This is a genomic window from Nocardioides marinisabuli, from assembly GCF_013466785.1.
In the GTDB taxonomy this organism is placed as follows: domain Bacteria; phylum Actinomycetota; class Actinomycetes; order Propionibacteriales; family Nocardioidaceae; genus Nocardioides; species Nocardioides marinisabuli.
The window spans coordinates 2,202,159-2,218,321 of the sequence record NZ_CP059163.1; the positions used below are offsets into that span (position 1 = coordinate 2,202,159).

The following is a 16,163-nucleotide window of genomic DNA, read 5'->3' on the forward strand; positions in this document are numbered from 1 at the left end:
CCGCATGCGCACCATCACCGACGGCCTCGAGCTGAGCGAGGTCCAGCAGGACCTCGTCGCCCTGGCCCGCGACTTCGCCCGCAAGGAGATCCGCCCGCGGGCCCGCGAGGTCGACGAGAACGACACCGAGTCGCCCCTCGACCTGTGGTACAAGGCCGCCGAGCTCGGCCTCGGCGGCTACATGCTGCCCACCGAGTACGGCGGCAGCGGGATCACCGACCTGGTCACCCAGTGCCTGGTGCAGCAGGAGCTCTGCTACGGCGACATCAGCATCGGCAACTTCCTGACCTCCAGCGCCTTCTTCGCCGGACCGGTCGAGGCGCTCGGCGACGAGGAGCAGAAGAAGCGGTGGCTTGCGCCGCTGGCCGGCGAGCGCCCGCCCATCACGGCCTTGGCGGTGACCGAGCCCGGTGTCGGCTCCGACGCGGCGAGCCTGCAGACCCGCGCGGTGCGCGAGGGCGACGAGTACGTGCTGAGCGGGCAGAAGACCTGGATCTCCAACGCGCCGTACGCCGACCACATCGTCGTCTTCGCCACCGTCGACCCGTCGCTGCGCTCGCGTGGCGTCACCGCCTTCGTTGTCGACCGCGACATGCCGGGTCTGACCATCGGGCGCCCGATGAAGAAGATGGGTCAGCGCGGCATCGTCAACGCCGAGGTCTTCCTCGACAAGGTGCGCGTGCCGGTCTCGTCGCGGCTGGGCGAGGAGGGGCAGGGCTTCTACGGGCTGATGCGCACCTTCGACGCCTCGCGGATCCTCATCGGCGCCGGTGCTACCGGTCTCTCGCGCGCCGCCCTGGACGCCAGCATCGAGTACGCGCAGCAGCGCGAGCAGTTCGGCAAGCCCATCATCGAGCACCAGGCCGTCGCCTTCCGGCTGGCCGAGATGGCCGCGCGCGTCGACTCCGCCCACATGCTCGCCATGCGCGCTGCCCGGCTCTACGACGCCGGCATCCCGGCCGCCGCGGAGTCCGCGATCGCCAAGCTGGTCGGCTCCGAGAACGCCAGCTGGGTCGCCAACGCCGCCCTGGCCACGCACGGCGGGTGGGGCTACTCGCGGGAGTTCCTGGTGGAGAAGTGGGTGCGCGACGCCAAGCTCGAGGAGATCGAGGAGGGCACCTCCGACATCCAGAAGCTCATCATCTCGCGGTCGCTGACGACCGCCGGCTGACCGGAGCCCACCGACCAGAGCCCATTGGCCACGGAGCAGGGCCGGTGGGCACGCCCCGGCTACAGTCGGCGCGTGCCCACCCCCGGTGAGATCGCCACCCACCGGTGGGACGACTGGTCGCTGGGTGACCTCCTGGAGGCCAAGGGCGATCACCGGGTCAGCCTGGTGGTGCCGGCGCGCAACGAGGAGGGCACCGTCGGGGAGGTGGTGGCGCGCACCCGCGAGGCGCTGATGGAGACCGTCGCCCTCGTCGACGAGCTGGTGGTCATCGACTCCGACTCCACCGACACCACCTTCGCGGTCGCCACCGACGCGGGTGCGGTCGTGCACCGCTCCCGGGAGGTCCGTCCCGACCTGGGCACCCACCCCGGCAAGGGCGAGGCGATGTGGAAGTCGCTCTTCGTCACCACCGGCGACCTGATCGTCTTCATGGACGCCGACCTGCTCGACTGGGACACCCACTTCGTGCCCGGCCTGCTCGGCCCGCTGCTCACCAACGCGCAGACCTCACTGGTCAAGGGCTTCTACGAGCGGCCCGGTGCCGACGGGCTGCAGGGCGGTCGGGCCACCGAGCTCGTCGCCCGGCCCTGGCTTGCGCTGCGGCACCCCGAGCTCGCCGGGCTGGTGCAGCCGTTGGCGGGGGAGTGGGCGGTGCGCCGTTCGCTCTTCGAGTCGCTTTCGGTCCCCACCGGGTACGCCGTCGAGCTCGCCGCCCTCGTAGACACGGCCCTGTTGCACGGAGTAGAGGCGATCGCCCAGGTTGACCTCGGGCTCCGCTCGCACTCCCAGCAGCCGCTGCTCGACCTCGGGGCGATGGCCACCCAGATCCTCGCGGCGATGCTGGCGCGCGAGGACGGCGTTCCGCCCGGGGTCGATGAGGTGGCGCTGCGGCAGTTCCGCCCGGCCGAGGGAGCGATCGAGACCGTCGAGCGCGGCGTACCGACACTTGAGCGGCCGCCGGCCCGCGACGCCTGACGCTCAGCCGGACAGCTCGGAGCCGGAGGCAGGGCTGGTCGCGCCCAGCACCAGCTCGGGCTCGAACCACCGCGACGAGGGCTCCTCGTCGGACTCGATGAGGGCGCGGATCGACTGCGCCATCTCCTCCACCGGCTGGCGGACCGTGGTGAGGGAGGGGTGGGCCAGGGCGACGGCGCCGACCCCGTCGAAGCCGATCACCCGGAAGTCGCCGGGTATCGAGCGGCCCTGGTGGAGCAGGTGGGAGACCACGCCCAGGGCGATGATGTCGGCGGCGGTGACGATGGTGGCGCCCTCCCAGCCGTCCGCGAGGAGCCGGGCGGCCGCCTCACGACCCCAGGCCGCCGAGAAGTCGCCCAGCAGCGTCGGGACCTCGGGGGAGAACCAGCGGCGCACCCCGTCGAGCCGCTCGTGCGCCGACGACGAGCCCGGGGCGGCGCCCACGTAGACCACCGGCTGTGCGTCGAGGTCGACGCACTCGGTGATGTGGTCGCGCACCAGGCGCATGCCCGCCCGGTTGCTGACCCCGACGTACGACGACGCGGTGCCCGGCACGTGCCGGTCGAGCTGGATCGTGTGCACCGCGGCGGCCGCGATCGCGACCGAGGCCTCGCTGAGCTGCTCGTGCACCGGGATCAGCACCAGCGCGTCGACCTGGCGGCCCAGGAACGAGCGGACCCCGCGCGCCTCGGTCTCCAGCGATCCGTCGGCGCTGAAGACCAGCAGGTCGATGCCGGGGGCCGAGAAGGCCCGGGCAAGCTGCTGGGCCAGCGCCGAGAAGTACGGGTTCTCCAGGTCGGGCACGATCAGCCCGACCGTCGAGGTGCGGGTCTGGCGCAGCGCCCGGCCCACCAGGTTGACCTGGTAGTTGAGCTCGGCGGCCGCCTCGGTGACCTTGCGCTGCATCGCGGGGTCGACGGCGCGGGTGCCGCTCAGCGTGCGCGACACGGTCGCCACCGACACCCCGGCCAGGCGGGCGACGTCGGCCATCGTGGCGGAACGGTGGGCTGCCACGCGCGTCTCCTCCTCCGTCGCCGACCCGTCCAGGACAAGTCGGATATCGATTTCCGGACAACTATGGACGCTGAGCGGTCGACGTGTCTAGAGTCACGGCCAACGTCTCGGCAATCGATTACCGACGAATGAGGACACCATGAACCGACACCTCCGCACGGCCGCCCTCGCGACCGCCGCCACCCTGACCCTCGCGGCCTGCAGCACCGGCAACGAGGAGCCCACCACCGGCCAGGCCGGGGAGGCCGCCGACGAGTGCGTGATCGGCATGACCCAGATCAACCAGACCGCCACCTTCTTCACCCAGATGAACGAGGGTGCCCAGGAGGCCGCCGAGGCCGCCGGGTGCGAGCTGCAGATCGCCAACGCCAACAACGACTCCGCCAAGCAGAGCAGCGACATCGAGAACTTCGTCGCGCAGGGCGTCACCGGTCTCATCGTCGTGGCCATCGACGTCAACGGCGTGCTGCCCGCCCTCGAGCAGGCCACCCGCGAGGGCATCCGCTCGGTGGCCATCGACGCCGAGCTCGAGGAGGGCGCCGTCGACACCTTCGTCGGTGTCGACAACGAGGCCGCCGGCGCCGAGGCCGGCCAGTGGGCCGTCGACCAGGGCCTGGTCGACGGGGCGTCGTACGGCGTCGTCGACGCGCGCAGCTCCTTCATCCAGAACCAGCGCGAGGACAGCTTCCGCGAGGTCATCGACGGGGCCGGTGCGACCTTCACCCAGGCCGTCGACGGCGAGAACGTGCAGGAGCAGGCCGCCACCGCCGCCCAGAACCTGGTCACCGCCCAGCGCAACCTCGACTTCGTCTACACCACCGGCGAGCCCGCCACCGTCGGTGCCGTCGCTGCCCTCGACGCCGACGGCGACACCAAGGTCATCGGCTGGGACCTCACCGCCGAGGTCATCGCCGGCATCGACTCCGGCCTGGTCACCGCCGTCGTGCAGCAGGACCCGCGCCAGGAGGGCGTCGAGGCCGTCAACGAGCTCGCCGCGATCCTCGACGGCGAGGAGCCCGCCGGCTTCATCCCGGTGCCGATCACCATCGTGACCGCCGACAACGTCGACGAGTACCGCGAGATCTTCGAGTGACGGCGCCGACCAAGGACGTCTCCGTGCCGCGCGTGGAGATGCGCGGCATCCGCAAGAGCTTCGGCGCGCTCGACGTGCTGCGCGGGGTCGACCTGACCGTGGGTCGCGGCGAGGTCGTCGGCCTCGTCGGCGACAACGGCGCGGGCAAGTCGACGCTGATGAAGATGCTCGCCGGCGCGGTGATCCCCGACCAGGGCGAGATCAGCGTCGACGGCGCGCTGCTGACCCACCCGGGTCCGCGGGCGGCGCGGGCCGCTGGCATCGAGATGGTCTACCAGGACCTGGCGCTGTGCAACGACGTCGACGTGGCCGGCAACCTCTTCCTGGGTCGCGAGATCTACCGCCCCTTCAGCCGCCGCCTCGACCACGACCGGATGCACGAGGAGGCCGCGCGCGACCTGGCCACCCTCCACATCCGGATCAAGGACACCCGCCAGCTGGTGGCCAACATGTCCGGCGGCCAGCGCCAGGCCATCGCCATCGCCCGTGCGGTCACCTTCGAGCCCAAGGTGCTGGTGCTCGACGAGCCCACCGCCGCGCTCGCGGCCCGCGAGGTCGAGATGACCCTGCAGCTGATCCGCGACGTCTCCGCCCGCGGGGTCAGCGTCGTGCTGATCACCCACCGGCTCCAGGACCTCTTCGAGGTGGCCGACCGGTTCGTCGTCCTGCACGAGGGCGTCACGCACCGCGAGCTCGTCCCAGCCGAAACCGACCTCGGCGGTCTGGTGACCGCGATGATGGGGAAGTGACACCGTGAGCACCCAGACCGCCGCCCCGGCGCCCACCGGCAACCGCAAGGGCGCCCGCCAGGACTACGTCACCCGCAACTTCGGCGTGCTGTCGATCCTGGCCGTCCTCGCCGTGCTGTTCGTCTTCTTCAGCCTGCAGACCGACGTCTTCCTGACCACCAACAACCTGGTCAACGTCGCCCGCCAGGTCGCGCCGACCGTGATCGTCGCGGTCGCGATGACCTTCGTGATCACCACCGGCAGCATCGACCTGTCCGTCGGCTCCATCGTCGGGCTCACCGCCGCCGCGCTCGCGATCTTCGCCGAGAGCCGCAACCCGCTGATCGCGCTCGCGCTCACCCTCGTGCTCGGCCTGGGCATCGGGATGATCAACGGCGCGCTGACCGCCTACGGCCAGCTGCAGTCCTTCATCGTCACCCTTGCCGCGCTCACCGCGGTGCGCGGCCTCGCGCTGCTGATCACCGACGGCTACAGCACCCCGATCACCTCCGAGTGGCTGCTCCCGATCGGCAACGGCAAGCTCGCCGGCCTCTACGCCCCCACCTGGATCGCCGTCGCGACCGTGGCGCTCGGGTGGTACGCCTTCAACCACACCCGCTTCGGGCGGTACGTCGTCGCGACCGGCTCCAACGCCGAGTCGCTGCGCCGCGCCGGTGTCGACGTACGCCGCATCCAGCTGGCCGTGCTGACCCTCACCGGGCTCGCCGCGGCGCTGGCCGGTGTCATCACCGCCAGCCGGCTGGCCAGCGGGTCGGCCAACTCGGGCACCCTCTTCGAGCTCGAGGTCATCACGGCCGTGGTGCTCGGCGGCACCGCCCTGATGGGCGGCAAGGGCTCGATCATCGGCTCGGCCATCGGCGCGGTCACCCTGGGCGTCATCAGCAACGGGCTGGTCCTGCTGCGGGTCGACGTCTACTGGGTGCCCATCACCCAGGGCCTGATCCTGATCGTGGCGATCCTGCTCAACGCCAAGCTGTTCGGCCGCGTCTCCGGTCAGAAGGGCTGATCGCCCCGTGACCGACCAGCCCGACGAGGCGGTGGCGACCGTCGAGACCGTTCGGGGGCCCGTGCCCGTGGACGAGCTCGGGATCACCCTGAGCCACGAGCACCTGCTCAACGACGTGTCGTCGTGGTGGGCGCCCAGCACCTCCCGGGGCCTCGACGCCGACGCCTTCGCCGACGCCCCCGTCAGCGAGGAGGTGCTCTGGGACCTGCGCCAGGACCCCTTCGGCAACCGGGCCAACCTGGCCCTCGACGACGTCGACGTGGCCTGCGCCGAGCTCGACCGCTTCGCCGCCCTGGGTGGCGGCACCGTCGTCGAGACCACCGGCTGGGGGATCGGCCGCGACCTGGCCGGGCTCCGCACGATCTCGGAGCGCACCGGGGTGCACGTGGTGGCCGGCACCGGCTTCTACCTCGAGGCCTCCCACCCGGTCGACCTGCTGGCCCTGGGTGCCGACGGCGTGACCGAGCGCATCCTCACCGACCTGCGCGACGGCGAGGACGGGGTGCGCCCCGGCATCATCGGCGAGATCGGCGTCAGCGCCGACTTCACCCCCGCCGAGCAGGTCAGCCTGCGCGGTGCCCTGGCCGCGCAGGCCGAGACCGGGCTGCCGGTGCAGGTCCACCTGCCCGGCTGGTTCCGGCTCGCCGGGGAGGTGCTCGACCTCGCCGAGAGCACCGGCGCCGACCCCACCAAGGTCGTCCTGTGCCACATGGGCCCGTCGGGCGACGACCCCGACTACCAGCGCGCGGTGATGGACCGCGGCGCGTGGGTCCAGTACGACATGATCGGGATGGAGGTCTTCTACGCCGACCAGGGCGTGCAGTCCCCCTCCGACGAGCTCAACGCCGCCCACCTGGCCCGGCTGGTCCGCGACGGCTACGGCGCGCAGCTGCTGCTCAGCCAGGACGTCTTCGTCAAGTCGCTCCTGCGCCGCCACGGCGGCCCGGGCTACGCCCACCTGCTCCAGTACTTCGTGCCCCGTCTGCACCGTCATGGTCTGGACGACGCGCAGGTGCTGTCCCTGCTCACCGACAACCCGCGCCGCCTCTTCAGCGGTCGCGAACACCACCCCGAGGAGACACCGTGACCCGCGTCCTGCTGGCCGGCGAGAGCTGGATCTCGACCGCCACCCATGTGAAGGGCTTCGACGAGTTCTCGAGCACCACGTTCCACACCGGCGCGGACGCGTTCATCGCGGCCGCCGCCAGCGAGGGCCTGGAGATCGAGCAGATGTACGCCCACGACGTGCCCGGGTCCTTCCCCCGCACCGTCGAGGCGCTGTCCGAGTACGACGTCGTGATCCTCTCCGACGTCGGCGCCAACAGCTTCGTGCTGTCCCCGGAGGTCTTCCTCGAGGGCCGCCGCACCGGCAACCCGCTTCTGGCCCTGGCCGAGTGGACCCGTGGCGGCGGCGGTCTGATGATGGCCGGCGGCTACCTCAGCTTCACCGGCTTCCAGGCCCGCGCCAACTTCGCCCGCACCGCCGTGGCCGACGTGCTGCCGGTGACGATGCTCGACTGCGACGACCGCGTCGAGGCGCCCCAGGGCGTCGCGGTCTCGGTCGGCGACCCCACCCACCCGGCCGCCGCCGGCTGGGGCGAGCTGGTGGGCTCCGCGCCCACCCTGCTCGGCTACAACGTCGTGCACCCCCGCGAGGACGCCGACGTGGTCGCCACCGTCGACGGCGACGTGCTGGTCGCGACCCGCGAGGTCGGCGAGGGCCGCTCCCTGGTGTGGACCTCCGACATCGGCCCGCACTGGTGCCCCGAGGACTTCCTGGCCTGGGACGGCTTCGCGCCCCTCGTCGGCGGCATGCTGCGCTGGCTGGCCAAGGCATGAGCGCCGCCACCCCGGTGCCGGTGCTGCTCGACTGCGACCCCGGCCACGACGACGCCGTCGCCATCCTGCTGGCCCTCGGCTCGCCCGACATCCGACTGCTCGGCATCACCAGCTGCTTCGGCAACTGCGCGGTCGAGGACGCCACCCGCAACGCCCAGCGGGTCCTGGCGCTGGCCGGACGCGAGGACGTCCCGGTCGCCGTCGGCGCGGCCGGGCCGATGCGCGGCGAGCTCGCCCTGGGCAACTACGTGCACGGCATCAGCGGTCTCGACGGGCCCGAGCTGCCCGAGCCGACCGTCGCCCCGGTCGAGGAGACGGCCGTGCAGTTCCTGGCCCGCACCCTCGACGAGTCGCCCGAGCCGGTCACCGTCGTGGTGACCGGGCCGATGACCAACCTCGGCCACCTGCTCACCGAGCGCCCCGACCTGACCGAGAAGATCCGCGAGCTGATCTTCATGGGCGGCTCCACCGAGCGCGGCAACCACACCCCGACGGCGGAGTTCAACACCTACGCCGACCCGGAGGCGCTCGACGTGGTGCTCCGCTCGGGGGTGCTGCTGCGGATGGTCGGGCTCAACCTGACCCACCAGGCGCTGGCCACCCCGGCCGTGGTGGCCCGGATGTCGGAGATGCCGCACGAGGTCGGGCGCACCTGCGCGGCCTGGATGGGCTTCTTCGGCGACTCCTACCACCGGATCTGGGAGTTCGACGCGCCGCCCGTGCACGACCCCTGCACGATCGCGCCGCTGCTCGACCCCGACGTGATCGGCTGGCGCGACTGCTTCGTGGCCGTCGAGCTCGACGGCACCTGGACCCGCGGGACCACGGTGGTCGACCTCCACGACCGCTACCCCGACGAGGAGGCCAACGTGCAGGTGGCGCTCGACCTCGACGCCGAGCGCTACTGGGACCTGGTCCTCGCCGCGCTCGACCACCTGGGAGCGCCGTGACCGGCGGCGGCGCGGGCGGCCTGGTCTGCGTGGTGGGGGCCTTGAACGAGGACACGACGCTGCGCGTGAGCACGCTCCCCGACCCGGGGGAGACCACCCTGACCAGCGGCGGTCGGCTCACCTCGCCAGGCGGCAAGGGCGCCAACCAGGCCGCGGCCGCTGCCGTCCTGGGCGCCCGGGTCGTGATGGTCGGCGCAGTCGGCGACGACGAGCCCGGCGAGCGCTCGCTCGCCGCGCTGAACGAGGTCGGTGTCGACCTGTGGTCGGTGCTCCGACGCGACGAGGTCGGCACCGGCATCGCGGTGATCACCGTCGACGACGACGGCGAGAACACCATCGTGGTCGACGCCGGGGCCAACGCCACCCTCACCGCCGAGGAGGTGGCGGCCGCCGTCGCGGACGCGCGCCCCGACGTGCTGCTGCTGCAGCTCGAGGTGCCGCAGGACGCGGTGGCCGCGGCGGCCGAGGCCGCCGGTGAGGCCCTGGTGGTGCTCAACCCGGCGCCGATGCCCGCCGACGCCACCGTGGTGCGCGCGCTGCTGCCCCGGGTCGACGTGCTGGTGCCCAACCGCGGCGAGCTCGGCCGGCTGGCCGGTCGCCCGGAGCCTGTCGACGAGGCCGAGGTCGGGGCCTGCGTCGCCGCGCTCGAGCACGACGGCAGCGTCGTGGTGACCCTCGGTGCCGACGGTGCGCTGTGCTTCGAGAAGGGCGCCGAGCCGGTCGCCGTGCCGGGCGTGCCCACCGAGGCGCGTGACGCCAGCGGGGCCGGCGACGTCTTCTGCGGCACCCTGGCCCAGCAGCTGGCCGGCGGCACCGGCCTGCTGGAGGCCGTGCGGCACGCCAACGCGCTGGCCGCGGCCAGCACCGTGCACGCCGGTGCGCGCGTGCGCGCCGAGCTGGCCCCCTGACGCCCGGCCTGCCGGTGGTCCTCAGGCCGCCGGCAGGCCGTCGGCTGCGAGCAGGTGCAGCGCCGCACCGGTCGCCAGGACCGCCTCGTCGAAGACGGCGTCGGCGGCGTGGTTGAAGGCGTCGTGCCCCGGCACCTGCGCGCCCAGGTAGACCATCGCCCCCGGCCAGCGCTGCAGGAAGTAGGAGAAGTCCTCGATCACCATCGAGGGTTCGACCATCTCCACCAGCTCGGCGCGACCGCCGACCGCGGCCCGCACCCGGTCGACGTACGCCGCGTCGTTGACGACCGCGGGGTAGCCCTCGGTGATCGTCGTGCTCGCCTCGACCCCGATCTCGGCGGCCGTGGCGCCCGCCAGGTCGGTGAGCTCGCGGTGCAGCGTCTCGCGCCGGCCCGCCGAGAGCGTGCGCGTGGTGCCGCGCAGCCGGCCGTAGGTGGGGATCACGTTGACGGTGTTGCCGATCAACGACTCGGTGACGGTCGCGACCAGGTGCTCGTCGGCGGCCAGCTCGGCGACCCGACGGCGCAGCCGGCCGACGAGCTCGCCGGCCGCCTCGACCGGGTTGCCGGCCAGGTGCGGCTGACTCGCGTGCGCACCCGGCCCCGCGTAGTCGACACGGAACCAGTCGCCGAAGGCCATGAAGGTGCCGGCGCGCAGGTGCACGGTGTGGGCCGGCCAGGTGGCGTGCACGTGTATGGCGAACGCCTCGGCGTCGTCGAGCGCCAGGGCGGCGTGGCGCGCCAGGGTCGGCACCGCCCCGCGGTCGGTCTCCTCGCCGGGCTGGAAGACCAGGATCGTGCGGCGCCGGGGCGGCTGCTCGACCAGGCAGGCGGCCGCGCCGAGCAGCATCGCCATGTGCAGGTCGTGCCCGCAGGCGTGCATGGCGCCGTCGCGACGTGAGGGGTGCTCGACACCGCTGCGCTCGGTGACCGGCAGCGCGTCCATGTCGGCGCGCAGCACCACCGGGCGTTCGTCGGTCGTGCCCGGCACCTCGACGGTGACGCCCGCGCCCGGGTGCACGGTCGGTGCCAGACCCAGGCCCCGCAGGGCTTCCGCGACGTACGCGTGCGTGTCGGGCAGGTCGAGCCCGACCTCGGGCTCCTGGTGCAGCGCACGGCGGTGCGCGACCATCCAGTCCTGGCGTGCCGCGGCCTGCGACCATCGATCCGTCACGGTCGCGAGAGTACCGGCGCGAGCGGCCCCACTCGGGGCGTCGGGCGCCCCGCGGACACCAGACTTGACCCGGCGCTCTCGAACTACTGCCCCGGGTGAGCCGTCCGGCTGCCAAGATGAGCGGACGAGAGGGACGGGACGACGAAGGGGTCGGGGTGCGGGCGAGCGGCGCGGAGACGGCTGCGGCGAACAACGAGATGCTGCGCGCCACCCTCGACGCCGTGCCCGACGCGGTCATCGTCGTCGGTGAGGACGGCTTCATCGCTGCGGCCAACACGCAGGTCGAGCCGGTCTTCGGGTGGCGGCCCGAGGAGCTGGAGGGCCAGCGCATCGAGGTGCTGGTGCCGCCGCGGCTGCGCGCCACCCACCCGCAGCGCCGCCACGGCTACAGCCACCGCCCGATGGGGCTGCTGCAGCTGCCTGCCTACCGGCGCGACGGGGTGGAGTTCCCCGCCGAGATCTCCCTGGCCTCGGTGCCGCTGGGGGAGCGACGGCTGGCCGTCGCCACGGTGCGCGACATCACCGAGCGTCTTCGCCTGGAGGCCGAGGCCGACCGGCTGCGCGACGAGCTGCTCGCCACGGTCACCCACGAGCTGCGCACGCCGCTCACCTCGATCATCGGCTACGCCGAGCTCCTCGACGAGCTCGAGCAGGACACCCTGACGCCGCTGGGCCGCGACATGCTGGAGAAGATCCGCAGCAACGCCGACCGTGAGCTGCGCCTGGTCACCGACCTGCTCACCATGGCTGTCGGCAACCTCGACCAGATCCGGCTGCGGCTGCAGGACGTCGACGTGCTCGCGCTGGCCGGCGAGGTCGTCACCGAGCGCCGCCGCGAGGCCCGGCGCAAGGGCGTGGCCCTGCACGTGCGCGGCGACGCCGAGACCCTCACGCCCGTGCGCGGCGACCGGCACCGCCTCACCCAGGTCATGGACAACCTCGTCGGCAACGCCGTGAAGTTCACCCCGGCCGGTGGCCGGGTCGACGTCACCGTCAGCGCGCTGGCCGACTCGATCGTCATCACCGTCGCCGACACCGGGGCCGGCATCGAGCTGCAGGAGCAGAAGAAGGTCTTCGAGCGGCTCTACCGCAGCCGCAGCGCCACCGCCGACCAGGTCCCCGGCACCGGCCTGGGCCTGGCGCTGGTCGACGGCATCGTCGACGCCCACCGCGGCAGCGTCGCCCTCACGAGCACCCCCGGTGAGGGCACCACCGTGACCGTGCAGCTGCCGCTGCGCCCGCCCGAGGACTGAGGCTCGCCTCGATGGCGGGCAGCTGTCGACGCACCGGCCGCTCGTGGCGTGGCACGCGATCCCGGAAATAAATCGAGCGGCTGACGGGCGCGTCGCTACTGTTCGCGTGCTCTGCTCCTCGCCGACGTCCGGTGCGGTTCCTGTCGCGTCACCCGCCCGCCGATCGTCGGGCGGCACGGCGCCTCTTCTGTGATGGAGTCACCCACCCATGCAATCCGCCCGCTCCGTCGCGGTGGTCGCGGCCACCTGGCTGACCCTCGTCGGCACCGCCGCTGCCCTACCCGCCAGTGCCGGCGCATCCGTCATCCCTGACCGCACCCCGGGCGTCGAGAGGGCCGACGCCGCCGACCGATCGGTCGAGCTGACGTACGAGTGGGGTGAGGGCTTCGCGTCGATCCCCAACTCCTACGAGTTCTGGCAGTACGACGAGACTTCCTGGCCCGACAACTTCTTCCTGTACTACCGGGTCGGCCAGACCCACCAGGACGGCCGCTTCTTCCCCGTCATGTCCTCGAACGCGAGCGACGAGGACGCGTGGCAGGCTCCCTCGACGTTCAGCTTCCGGATTCTCGAGCAGGACAGCACCCGTTCCCTCACCGGCGCAGGAACCACGGTCCACGTGACCGTGACCAACATCCCCCAGGACGGCAAGCCGTCGGCCGACGACATCGCTCCTCCTACGGTGGTGAACGGCGCCTCGAACGCGGACTTCGGCAAGCCGTTCGACACGGGACGTCCGATCGCGAACATGGGCTCCGTCGGCCGCTCGGTCTCCATCTACGTGACCCACGACGAGGTGTCCGGCACCTGCTGTGCGGACACGGTGGAGTTCACGGTGGAGCCGCTGAACGAGCAGATGGCGACGTACTTCACCGTCAAGACGCCGCGGTACCGGGAGAACGGTTGGCAGACCACGTACATGGACCTGGTCGCCAAGCGCGGGGCGCCAGTGCCGCCGCCGTCCTACTGGACCATGGACTGGTTCGACGTCGACTACACGGTCAACATCACCAAGCACCACCCACGAGACACCGCGGTCACCAAGGACTTCACCTTCGACCGCACCGTGCAGTTCTCCGCCCCGACCATGAGGTTCGAGACCAAGCAGCCCCGGTTCTTCTTCCGCCGTGAAGTCGGCTACACCGTCTGGTCCGGGGTCGGTGTGGACGGCCACGGTGTCCAGTCCGGCTCCTACCAGCTGCACCTGAAGAAGCTGCCGGCGAGCCTGAGGCGGCACTTCTCCGTCGTCCTCGACAACCCCGCCCGTGCGACCCAGTACACCCAGCCCCGGGTAGGGATCAGGCCGCGCACCAAGGAGGCGTTGAGGATGAGCTTCCCGCTGACCTGGCGCGCCAGCGTCGTGGATCGGGCGGGGGTGCGCCACTACACCGACTGGACGACGCACACGGTGAGTGGCGAGCGGGCCTGGAGGCCGGGTGCCGAGCGGCCCGGTCGGGGGCCCCTCGTCACCGCCCTCACCCCGCGTCGTTGACGGGGCATGCGTCGATTCTCTGCGTCCCTGCTCGGGCTGCTCGTGGCATGCGGTCTGCTCGGTGCCCCGTCGTCCGGCAGCGCGGCCGCCGACGAGCCCTACCCGGTGCCCTACAACTTCCTGCCGTACGCCGTCCTCGGCGGTCTGCAGAACGACGCGCCCGGCACCAACGACTGGGACTGCCGGCCCTCGAAGAGGCACCCGCGCCCGGTGGTGCTGGTGCACGGCACCTTCGGCAACCAGGCGACCAACTGGCAGACCTACGGCCCGCTGCTGGCCAACGAGGGCTACTGCGTCTTCGCCCTCACCTACGGCGTCGACCACACCGGCGGGCCCGCGACGGAGCTCTTCGGCGGGATGGACCGGATGCAGGCCAGCGCGCGCGAGCTGCGCGACTTCGTCGGTGACGTGCTCGTCGCGACCGGGGCCCGCAAGGTCGACCTGGTCGGCCACTCGCAGGGCACGCTGATGCCGAGCTGGTACGTGAAGTTCCTCGGCGGGAAGAAGCACGTGAAGCGCTACGTCTCGATCGCGCCGCTGTGGCACGGCACCCAGGTCGGCGGGGTGGCGGCCCTCGCCGGCGGGGCCTTCGGCGCCTCGCCGGACACGGCGGTGCCGTTCTGCGTGGCCTGCGGCCAGTTCTCGCCCGACTCGAGGTTCCTGCGCAAGATCCGCCGAGGCGGGGTGGCGGAGCAGGGGATCGTCTACACCAACATCGTGACCCGCTACGACGAGCTGGTGCTGCCCTACACCTCGGGTATCGAGAAGGGCATGAGGAACATCGTCGTGCAAGACGGCTGCGACACCGACCTCGCCGAGCACTTCCAGATCGTCGCCGACCCGGTCACCGTCGGGCACGTGCTCAACGCCCTCGACCCGCAGCGCCGCAAGCCCGTCGGGTGCGAGCTGGTGCTGCCGTTCGTGGGCGGCCCGCCGCCCGCCTGAGACCGACCAAGCGGACCCACCACGTGACGACGCCAGGCCCGACGTCACTGGGGGGTGTGATCACGCCGGGCCTGGCGTCACTACCTCTGTTCCCCGCACGTCGCGACTCATGCACCCGATCGAGTTATTTCACGATTTGTTGTTCGAGGACTCGCCTGGCCCGTCTACCCGCCCGCTCCGCCGGGGAATGCGGACCCCGCCCGGGGCGTTGAGAGAGATCGTGCCCATCGACGACTCACGCCGCGTGTCCATGCTCATCGGCGTCCTGTTCGGTCTGGCGGGCATGGGCTCGGCCGCCGCGGCCGTCGCGCTGCCGGCGCTGGGCCAGGACTTCGGCATCGGCGTCGGCGCCACCGCCTGGACGATCAGCCTCTACGCGCTGATGTTCGCGGTCACCACCGCGCTCTACGGGCGCTTCTCCGACCTCGTCGGCATCCGCACCCCGCTCCTGGTCGGCATCGGCCTGATGACCGGCGGCGCGCTGCTGGCCGCCCTCGCGCCGACGTACGGCGTGCTGCTCTTCGCCCGCCTCGTGCAGGGCGCCGGCGCCGCGGCCGTGCCGACGCTGGGCGTGGCGATCCTCAGCGGCCGCTACGACGGCGCCGTGCGTGGGCTGGCCCTCGGCCGGCTCGCCGGCACCGCGGCGGCCGTCACCAGCCTCGGCCCACTGCTCGGCGGGGTCGTCGAGCACGCCTTCGGCTGGCGCGCGGTCATGGCGATCCCGATGCTCGGGGCGCTGGTGATCCCGTTCGTGTGGCGCGCGCTGACCACCGAGGGCAGCGGCGCCCAGCTCGACGTGCTCGGCGCGATCCTGGTCGCCCTGACCGCGGCCGGGCTGGTGCTGCTCATCCAGTCGCCCTCGACCGGGCTGGTCATCGCGCTCGTCGGGCTGCTGCTGCTCGGTCTCGGCACCCCGCTGGTCGCGCTGCAGGTACGGCGCCGACCCGACGGCTTCCTGCCACGCGACGTGATCCGCAACCCCGTCGTCGTACGGTCCGCGCTGGCCGCGGCCGCGGTGCCCGCGGCCTGGTTCGGGCTGCTCATCGCCGTGCCGGCGGTGCTGGTCGGCGAGGCCGGCTGGGAGCCCTGGCAGGTCGGGCTGCTGCTGCTGCCGTCGTCGGTCGTGGCGGTGCTGATGCCCCGGTTGACCGGGCCCATGCTGACCCGCATCGGTGCGGTCCGCACCCTGGCCATCGGCGCCGTCGCCTCGTCGCTGGCGCTCTTCCTCGCCGCCTGGGGCGCCGCCGTGCTCTCCCCGGTGCTGCTCGCCCTCGTGCTGATCCTGATGACATTCGCCTTCGGCGCCACTCAGCCCGCCCTCTCCGCCTCGGTCGGGGAGGCCGTGCACGTGCACGTGCGCGGTGTCGCGCTCGGCATCGCGACCCTGGTCTTCATGACCGGCGGCTCCGTCGGCTCGGCCATGGTCGGTGGGCTCGGTGGGGTCACCGGGCTGCCGTGGGCGCTGGCGATCCTCGGAGTGCTGCCGCTGCTCGGCATGACGGCGCTCATCAAGATCCTCAAGCACTCCCCGGAGGCCGTGCTGGCCGAGGCGGACATCGAGCTCGACTGAGCCGCGCCGTCACCGGGCACGGAGC

15 protein-coding genes are annotated in these 16,163 nt (G+C 72.4%); 13 read left to right on the forward strand and 2 right to left on the reverse strand.

Annotated elements, in window-relative coordinates; genetic code table 11:
- The first annotated feature begins 4 nt into the window (after positions 1-4).
- Both H0S66_RS10530 and H0S66_RS10535 read left to right on the forward strand, forming a co-directional pair.
- The gene (locus H0S66_RS10530; protein WP_179615347.1) at positions 5-1,171 is read left to right on the forward strand and encodes an acyl-CoA dehydrogenase family protein; all 1,167 of its coding nucleotides are present in this window, start codon (positions 5-7) and stop codon (positions 1,169-1,171) included.
- A 72-nt stretch (positions 1,172-1,243) separates the two neighbouring features.
- Positions 1,244-2,146 carry a glucosyl-3-phosphoglycerate synthase gene (locus tag H0S66_RS10535; RefSeq protein ID WP_179615348.1) on the forward strand — a complete coding sequence of 301 codons (903 nt, stop codon included), beginning with the start codon at positions 1,244-1,246 and terminating at the stop codon, positions 2,144-2,146.
- 3 nt (positions 2,147-2,149) lie between these two features.
- On the opposite strand, the gene H0S66_RS10540 is transcribed toward H0S66_RS10535, so the two are convergent.
- A complete protein-coding gene (locus H0S66_RS10540; protein WP_179615349.1) occupies positions 2,150-3,160 on the reverse strand; it encodes a LacI family DNA-binding transcriptional regulator in 1,011 nt (336 codons plus the stop codon).
- 139 nt (positions 3,161-3,299) lie between these two features.
- On the opposite strand from H0S66_RS10540, the gene H0S66_RS10545 reads away from it, so the two are divergent.
- The 7 genes from H0S66_RS10545 to H0S66_RS10575 all read left to right on the forward strand — a co-directional run bounded on the left by H0S66_RS10545 (position 3,300) and on the right by H0S66_RS10575 (position 9,705).
- Positions 3,300-4,253, forward strand: a complete 954-nt coding sequence (locus tag H0S66_RS10545; RefSeq protein WP_179615350.1) for a substrate-binding domain-containing protein — start codon at positions 3,300-3,302, stop codon at positions 4,251-4,253.
- A gap of 23 nt (positions 4,254-4,276) precedes the next feature.
- Positions 4,277-5,002: an ATP-binding cassette domain-containing protein gene (locus tag H0S66_RS10550; RefSeq protein WP_218876287.1), complete on the forward strand. Its 726-nt coding sequence runs from the start codon at positions 4,277-4,279 to the stop codon at positions 5,000-5,002.
- 4 nt (positions 5,003-5,006) lie between these two features.
- A complete protein-coding gene (locus H0S66_RS10555; protein ID WP_179615351.1) occupies positions 5,007-6,008 on the forward strand; it encodes an ABC transporter permease in 1,002 nt (333 codons plus the stop codon).
- A gap of 7 nt (positions 6,009-6,015) precedes the next feature.
- Positions 6,016-7,095 (forward strand): phosphotriesterase family protein, encoded by a 1,080-nt coding sequence (locus tag H0S66_RS10560; RefSeq protein ID WP_179615352.1) that lies wholly within the window; start codon positions 6,016-6,018, stop codon positions 7,093-7,095.
- Entirely contained in the window at positions 7,092-7,847 is a 756-nt protein-coding gene (locus H0S66_RS10565) for a glutamine amidotransferase (RefSeq protein WP_179615353.1), read from the forward strand. Before H0S66_RS10560 ends, H0S66_RS10565 begins: the two co-directional genes overlap by 4 nt.
- The gene (locus tag H0S66_RS10570) at positions 7,844-8,797 is read left to right on the forward strand and encodes a nucleoside hydrolase (protein WP_179615354.1); all 954 of its coding nucleotides are present in this window, start codon (positions 7,844-7,846) and stop codon (positions 8,795-8,797) included. Before H0S66_RS10565 ends, H0S66_RS10570 begins: the two co-directional genes overlap by 4 nt.
- A gap of 65 nt (positions 8,798-8,862) precedes the next feature.
- Positions 8,863-9,705 carry a ribokinase gene (locus tag H0S66_RS10575; protein ID WP_258016858.1) on the forward strand — a complete coding sequence of 281 codons (843 nt, stop codon included), beginning with the start codon at positions 8,863-8,865 and terminating at the stop codon, positions 9,703-9,705.
- A 21-nt stretch (positions 9,706-9,726) separates the two neighbouring features.
- Here the strand turns inward: H0S66_RS10575 and H0S66_RS10580 are convergent, their stop codons facing one another.
- Entirely contained in the window at positions 9,727-10,878 is a 1,152-nt protein-coding gene (locus H0S66_RS10580; protein WP_179615355.1) for a M20 metallopeptidase family protein, read from the reverse strand.
- A gap of 116 nt (positions 10,879-10,994) precedes the next feature.
- Here H0S66_RS10580 and H0S66_RS10585 point away from each other — a divergent pair, with 116 nt between their 5' ends.
- The 4 genes from H0S66_RS10585 (at position 10,995) to H0S66_RS10600 (ending at position 16,138) form a co-directional block, all read left to right on the forward strand.
- Complete coding sequence (locus H0S66_RS10585) at positions 10,995-12,131, forward strand: PAS domain-containing sensor histidine kinase (RefSeq protein WP_179615356.1); 1,137 nt, start codon at positions 10,995-10,997, stop codon at positions 12,129-12,131.
- A 208-nt stretch (positions 12,132-12,339) separates the two neighbouring features.
- Entirely contained in the window at positions 12,340-13,623 is a 1,284-nt protein-coding gene (locus tag H0S66_RS10590) for a hypothetical protein (protein ID WP_179615357.1), read from the forward strand.
- 6 nt (positions 13,624-13,629) lie between these two features.
- Entirely contained in the window at positions 13,630-14,568 is a 939-nt protein-coding gene (locus H0S66_RS10595; protein ID WP_179615358.1) for an esterase/lipase family protein, read from the forward strand.
- 220 nt (positions 14,569-14,788) lie between these two features.
- A complete protein-coding gene (locus H0S66_RS10600) occupies positions 14,789-16,138 on the forward strand; it encodes an MFS transporter (RefSeq protein ID WP_179615359.1) in 1,350 nt (449 codons plus the stop codon).
- The last annotated feature ends 25 nt before the right edge of the window (positions 16,139-16,163 follow it).

Coding starts and splice junctions, on each gene's coding strand:
- H0S66_RS10530 (WP_179615347.1), top strand. CDS start 5: ATGCGCACCATCACCGACGGCCTCGAGCTGAGCGAGGTCCAGCAGGAC.
- H0S66_RS10545 (WP_179615350.1), top strand. CDS start 3,300: ATGAACCGACACCTCCGCACGGCCGCCCTCGCGACCGCCGCCACCCTG.
- H0S66_RS10570 (WP_179615354.1), top strand. CDS start 7,844: ATGAGCGCCGCCACCCCGGTGCCGGTGCTGCTCGACTGCGACCCCGGC.
- H0S66_RS10585 (WP_179615356.1), top strand. CDS start 10,995: ATGAGCGGACGAGAGGGACGGGACGACGAAGGGGTCGGGGTGCGGGCG.
- H0S66_RS10590 (WP_179615357.1), top strand. CDS start 12,340: ATGCAATCCGCCCGCTCCGTCGCGGTGGTCGCGGCCACCTGGCTGACC.
- H0S66_RS10595 (WP_179615358.1), top strand. CDS start 13,630: ATGCGTCGATTCTCTGCGTCCCTGCTCGGGCTGCTCGTGGCATGCGGT.